General features: G+C 63.9%; 5 protein-coding genes. 2 read left to right on the forward strand and 3 right to left on the reverse strand.

Going from position 1 to position 5,028, the window contains the following annotated elements:
• The coding region (locus EN964_RS24070) for a LysR family transcriptional regulator (RefSeq protein WP_164775960.1) at nucleotides 1–652 on the reverse strand (652 nt) is incomplete at its 3' end.
• 113 nt (nucleotides 653–765) lie between these two features.
• On the opposite strand from EN964_RS24070, the gene EN964_RS24075 reads away from it, so the two are divergent.
• Both EN964_RS24075 and EN964_RS24080 read left to right on the forward strand, forming a co-directional pair.
• Nucleotides 766–975, forward strand: a complete 210-nt coding sequence (locus EN964_RS24075) for a DUF680 domain-containing protein (protein ID WP_127266903.1) — start codon at nucleotides 766–768, stop codon at nucleotides 973–975.
• A gap of 76 nt (nucleotides 976–1,051) precedes the next feature.
• Complete coding sequence (locus tag EN964_RS24080) at nucleotides 1,052–2,011, forward strand: SDR family oxidoreductase (RefSeq protein ID WP_127266904.1); 960 nt, start codon at nucleotides 1,052–1,054, stop codon at nucleotides 2,009–2,011.
• Between the two features lie 63 nt (nucleotides 2,012–2,074).
• Here EN964_RS24080 and EN964_RS24085 read toward each other — a convergent pair whose 3' ends face one another.
• Both EN964_RS24085 and EN964_RS24090 read right to left on the reverse strand, forming a co-directional pair.
• The gene (locus tag EN964_RS24085) at nucleotides 2,075–2,233 is read right to left on the reverse strand and encodes a DUF3309 family protein (RefSeq protein ID WP_023810914.1); all 159 of its coding nucleotides are present in this window, start codon (nucleotides 2,231–2,233) and stop codon (nucleotides 2,075–2,077) included.
• A gap of 92 nt (nucleotides 2,234–2,325) precedes the next feature.
• On the reverse strand, nucleotides 2,326–5,028 hold a 2,703-nt coding region (locus EN964_RS24090), incomplete at its 5' end, for an efflux RND transporter permease subunit (protein WP_164775961.1).

Below are 5,028 nucleotides of genomic sequence, written 5' to 3' on the forward strand. Positions count from 1 at the left end.
AGCGGAAGCTGCTCCGGGTGACGGGGATGCCATGCTGGGTAAAGCCCCTGATGATCTCGTCGCCGCGGTCGAAGCCGACCAGGTCGTGGTCGACAAGATCGGCAGGCTTCAGCGGACGGCCGCGCCTGTCGAGATAGGATTTGGCCGCGCAGGCGCAGAGCTCGATATCGCAGACCCTGCGTGCCATCAGCTCGTTCTGCGCCGGCTTGACCATGCGGATGGCGATGTCGGCATCCCGACGCAGCAGGTTCTCGACCTGGTTGGAGGCGACGATCTCGACCTCGATGCCGGGCTCCTCGATCCCCAGCCGCATCGTCATCTCAGGCAGGACATAGGCCGCCACCACCTCGCTGGCGGCGATGCGCACCGTGCCTTCGATGGCCTCGACCGAACCCAGCGCCAGCAGTGAGAAGGCGCTTGCCTGCTCACTGACCGCCTTGCCGCGTTCGAACAGCGTGCTGCCGGCCTCCGTCAGTTCGTAGCCGTGCCGTCCTCGACGGAACAGTGTGACGCCGAGTGCCCGTTCCAACTCGCCGATGTGACGGCCAAGCGTCGGCTGGCTGGCCGAAAGCTTTCGCGCGGCGGCCGACAGGCTGCCGGATTCCGCCACGGCGACAAAGCTCTTGATCAGGTTCCAGTCGATTTCAGCCATTCATTTATGAATATCAGAACGCCATCTGTAGTCAATTTCCATTCGCGTTCAGAGCGACCATATTCCGGCTGCAGACACCAACACGGACTGCAAACACCACCAGGAGAACTCAGATGAACAAGATCGCTCTCACCACCGCCGCCATCCTCATTTCCGTCAGCGCCGCCTTTGCCGGCAGCGACAAGTTTGGGTCGAACGACGCCAGCCGGCCGGCTGTCACCAGCACCGACAACACGACCACCGCTTCGATCCACAACCCGGATGCGGCCGTCCGGCAGCCGGTCACGCAAGGCAGCAACCGCGACCTCTTCGGCAGCCGCTGATCTCGATCGCGCTTGTCGCTGATCCCGATCGCGCCTTGCGACCGACCACGCAAATCCCAACCCCGGAGTGCTTCCAATGACCAGTATCGCAATTCTCGGTGCCAATGGCCGGCTCGGCCGCGTGGTCGCCAAGGCCTTCATCGACGCGGGCTACGAGGTCCGCGCCGTCACCCGCAACGGCAAGGTGCCGGCCGAACTCAAAGGCGCCACAGCCGTTGCCGGTGACGCGCTCGACCGCGAGGCCCTCATCCGCGTCACGCAAGGTGTCGACATCATCTTCAACGGCCTCAACCCGATCTACACCGAATGGGCCAAGTGCCTGCCGATCGCCGAGAATGTCATGGCCGCTTGCCGTGCCAACAACGCACTGCATCTCTTTCCCGGGACCGTATACAATTACGGGTCGCCGATGCCGGAGGTGATCACGGAAGACACGCCGTTCCGCCCGACGACCGAGAAGGGGCGCATCCGCGTCGCCATGGAGGACCTGTTTCACCGCGAGGCCGAAGCGCGCCGCGTCCGCACCATTATTTTGCGGGCCGGCGATTTCTTCGGCGGCACCGGCAGCGGCTCGTGGTTCGACCTGGTCGTCGCCGCCAAAATCAACAAGGGTGTCTATACGGCGCCCGGCCCGGTCGACCTCGTGCATGAATGGGCCTACCTGCCGGATCTGGCCAGGGCTTTCGTCGGACTGGCGCAGAACCTGGACAAGCTCGGCGCCTATGAAGCCCTCAACTTCCCGGGCCATCCCGTCACCGACCTGGAGATCAAGGCGGCCGCGGAGAAGGCGCTTGGACGCCCGCTCAAGATGACCTCGATGGCGTGGTGGGTGCTGCGCGCCGGCAGCCCGTTCGTGGCGATGTGGCGTGAGATCGTGTCGATGTCCTATCTGCGCTTCGAACCGCACCAACTGGCGTCGGCAAGGCTGGAAGGCATCATCGGCGCGATCCCGCACACGCCGCTGGATCAGGCCGTCACTGAAGCTCTCGGGGATATCGGCATTGCCACCGTGACCGGCGTTGCGAAAGCTGCCTGACCTCCGCGATGGCGGGCGATACTCCTCCGCACATTAACAATCTCCGCAGACTGAGAGGGCGCCTCAGAGCCGTCCCATCAACAGCAGCACCATAAGCACCACCAGCACCACGCCGACAATACCCGAGGGCCCATAGCCCCAGGAGCGCGAATGCGGCCAGGCCGGCACCGCGCCGATGAGGATAAGGACCAGGACGATGATGACTATGGTGGTGATCGGCATGAGAACCCCGCAATTCGACTTTTCGCCTAAGAACAATGCAAAAGGCCGCCCGGTTGTTCCGGGCGGCCTTTGCCGGTCAAATCGGCAATGATCTATTCGGCGGCTTTCGGAAAGGCGATATCCGGCCCGGCTCCGGCATCCCGCCCTGGCGCATCGGTCGATGAAATCTCGACCTTGCCGCGCCGGAACAGACGGCTGATCAAGCCGCGCCGTGCGCCCGGCTTGACCTTGGCGCGGGTGAACACCATCAGCATCGACGGCGTCACCACCAGCGTCAGCACCGTGGCGAAGGACAGGCCGAAGACGATCGCCGAGGACAGCGAAATCCACCATTGCGTCGACGGCGCGTTGATCGTCGTCTCGTGATGGAAGATTTCCAGCCCGAGGCCGAAGGCGATCGGCAGCACGCCGAGAATGGCCGACACAGCCGTCAGCACGACCGGGCGGGCGCGCTCGCGGCAAGTCTGCAGCACCGCCTCGACCTTGTCCCAGCCTTCTTCACGCAGCCGGTCATAGGTGTCGATCAGCACGATGTTGTTGTTCACCACCACGCCGGCCAGAGCGATGACGCCGATGCCCGACATGACGATGCCGAACGTCTCGCCGGTTATCAGCAGCCCGAGGAACACGCCGATCGTCGCCATGACCACGCAGGACAGCACCAGCCAGACGCTGGTGAACTTGTTGAACTGCGCCAGAAGCACCAGGAAGATCAGGAAGATCGCCGCCCCGAAGGCCTTGCTGAGGAAGGCGCTGGCTTCGGCGCTGTCCTCGTTCGAACCGGCCAGCTTCCAGCGGATGCCGCTGCCGAGATCCATGTCGGAGACGGCCTTGGTGACCTGCTCCTGCACAGCCGCGACCTGAGCGCCGGCGGCGACGTTGGCCTGGACGACCACCGTACGCGCGCCGTCGATGCGGTTGAGGATGCCGACCGTCGGCTCCGGCTTGCGCACGACGAAGTTCGAGATCGGCACCGAGCCTTGTGAGGTCTGCACCCTGAGTTCGTCGAGCGTCGACAGCGTGCGCCGGTCTTCGGGCAGCCGCAGCCTTATGTCGACCGCGTCGTCGGCTCCGGCAGGCCGGTATTCCGAGAGTTTCAGCCCGTTGGTCACCAGTTGCACCACCGTCCCGACCGAGGTTGGGCTGATGCCGTACTGCGCCGCCTTGGCACGATCGACCTCGAGCGCCCAGTCGACACCGGGCGGCGGCAGGCCGTCGGAAATATCGATGACGCCGGGCACCTTGCCGATGCGCGCCGCGACCTCACGGGCCTTGTCGTCGAGCCCCTTGGGGTCGACGGCCGAAAGCCTGATCTGGATCGGCTTGCCGGTCGGCGGACCGGCTTCCGGCACGCGCACCTCGACATCGACGCCGGGAATGCCGGCCATGACGCCGCGCAGATCGTCCAGGATGTGGTTCGCCGACTTGCGCTCGCGCCAGTCGATAAATTCGTACTGGATGACGCCGACGACGTCTTCGGGAATATCCTGGCCGCCGCCTTGCGTCTTGCCGACGCGGGTGTAGACCGACTTCACACCCGGCCAGCCGAGCAGCCTGTCTTCCGCGATCTTGGTCGCGGTATCCATTTCGGCCAGCGAAAGATTGCCGCGCGCATGCACGTAGAGCAGGCCATAATCCGGCTCGACATTCGGGAAGAACTCGACGCCGGCGCCGTATTTCGAATAGGCAAAGCCGACGCCGAACAAGAGCGCGACGGTCAGCACCAGCACGGTGATGGGGAAGCGCACCGCCTGCTTGACGATCGCCATGTACCAGCCGTCGCGATTGTCATCCTCATGATGCGGCGGCGCCTTGGCGAAGATCGCACCCAGCGTCGGCGCGAAGACAAGCGCGTAGAGCATCGAGGCCGATAGCGTGACGATCAGCGTGATCGGCATGTACTTCATGAAGTCGCCGATGATGCCCGGCCAGAACAGCAGCGGCGAGAAGGCGGCGATGCGCGTCATCGTCGCGGCGATGACCGGACCGGCCATGCGCTTGGCGGCGAGCGCGAAGGCTTCCTCCTTCGGCATGCCTTCGCTCATCCGTCGTTCGGCGAACTCGGTGACGATGATCGCATCGTCGACCAGCATGCCGACGGCCAGGATCAGGCTGAACAGCACGATCATGTTGATCGTGTAGCCCATCATCGCCAGCAGCAGGATGCCGATCAGGAAGGACGACGGAATCGCAAGCCCGATGAGCAGCGAGGCGCGGCCGGACAGCGCGTAGAGGATGACGATGAACACCAGGATGACGGCGATCATCACATGGTTCTGCAGGTCGCCGAGCAGCTGGTTGACGAAGACCGACTTGTCCTGCGTGTAGGTGACGTTCATGCCCTCGGGCATCGACTTGACAAACTCGTCGGACACCGTTCGCACCTTGGCGATGGTGTCGATCAGGTTGGAGCCGATGCGCTTCTTGACTTCGATGGCGATGGCCGGCTTGCCGTTGAGACGGGTCACCGTCTCGGCATCCTTGAAGGTCGAACGGATCGTCGCGATGTCCTTGGCCTGCACCACGGCATTGGGGCCGGCGACCACCGGCAGTGCGGCGACATCCTCCGGCGTTTCGATCAGCGACGGTACCTTGACGGCGTATTTGCCCTCCGAGCCTTCGATATTGCCGGCGGCGACCAGGCTGTTGGAGTTGCCGACCGCACCGATCAGTTGATCGAGTTGCAGCCCATAGGAAGACAGCTTCATCGGATCGATGACGATCTCGTCGAGGTCGTCATCGATCCGATGAAGCTGTCTTCCTATGGGCTGCAACTCGATCAACTGATCGGTGCC

Origin of the sequence: Mesorhizobium sp. M7A.F.Ca.CA.001.10.2.1 (assembly GCF_003998575.1) — a bacterium.
Lineage (GTDB): Bacteria > Pseudomonadota > Alphaproteobacteria > Rhizobiales > Rhizobiaceae > Mesorhizobium.

Coding starts and splice junctions, on each gene's coding strand:
- EN964_RS24075 (WP_127266903.1), top strand. CDS start 766: ATGAACAAGATCGCTCTCACCACCGCCGCCATCCTCATTTCCGTCAGC.
- EN964_RS24085 (WP_023810914.1), bottom strand. CDS start 2,233: ATGCCGATCACCACCATAGTCATCATCGTCCTGGTCCTTATCCTCATC.
- EN964_RS24080 (WP_127266904.1), top strand. CDS start 1,052: ATGACCAGTATCGCAATTCTCGGTGCCAATGGCCGGCTCGGCCGCGTG.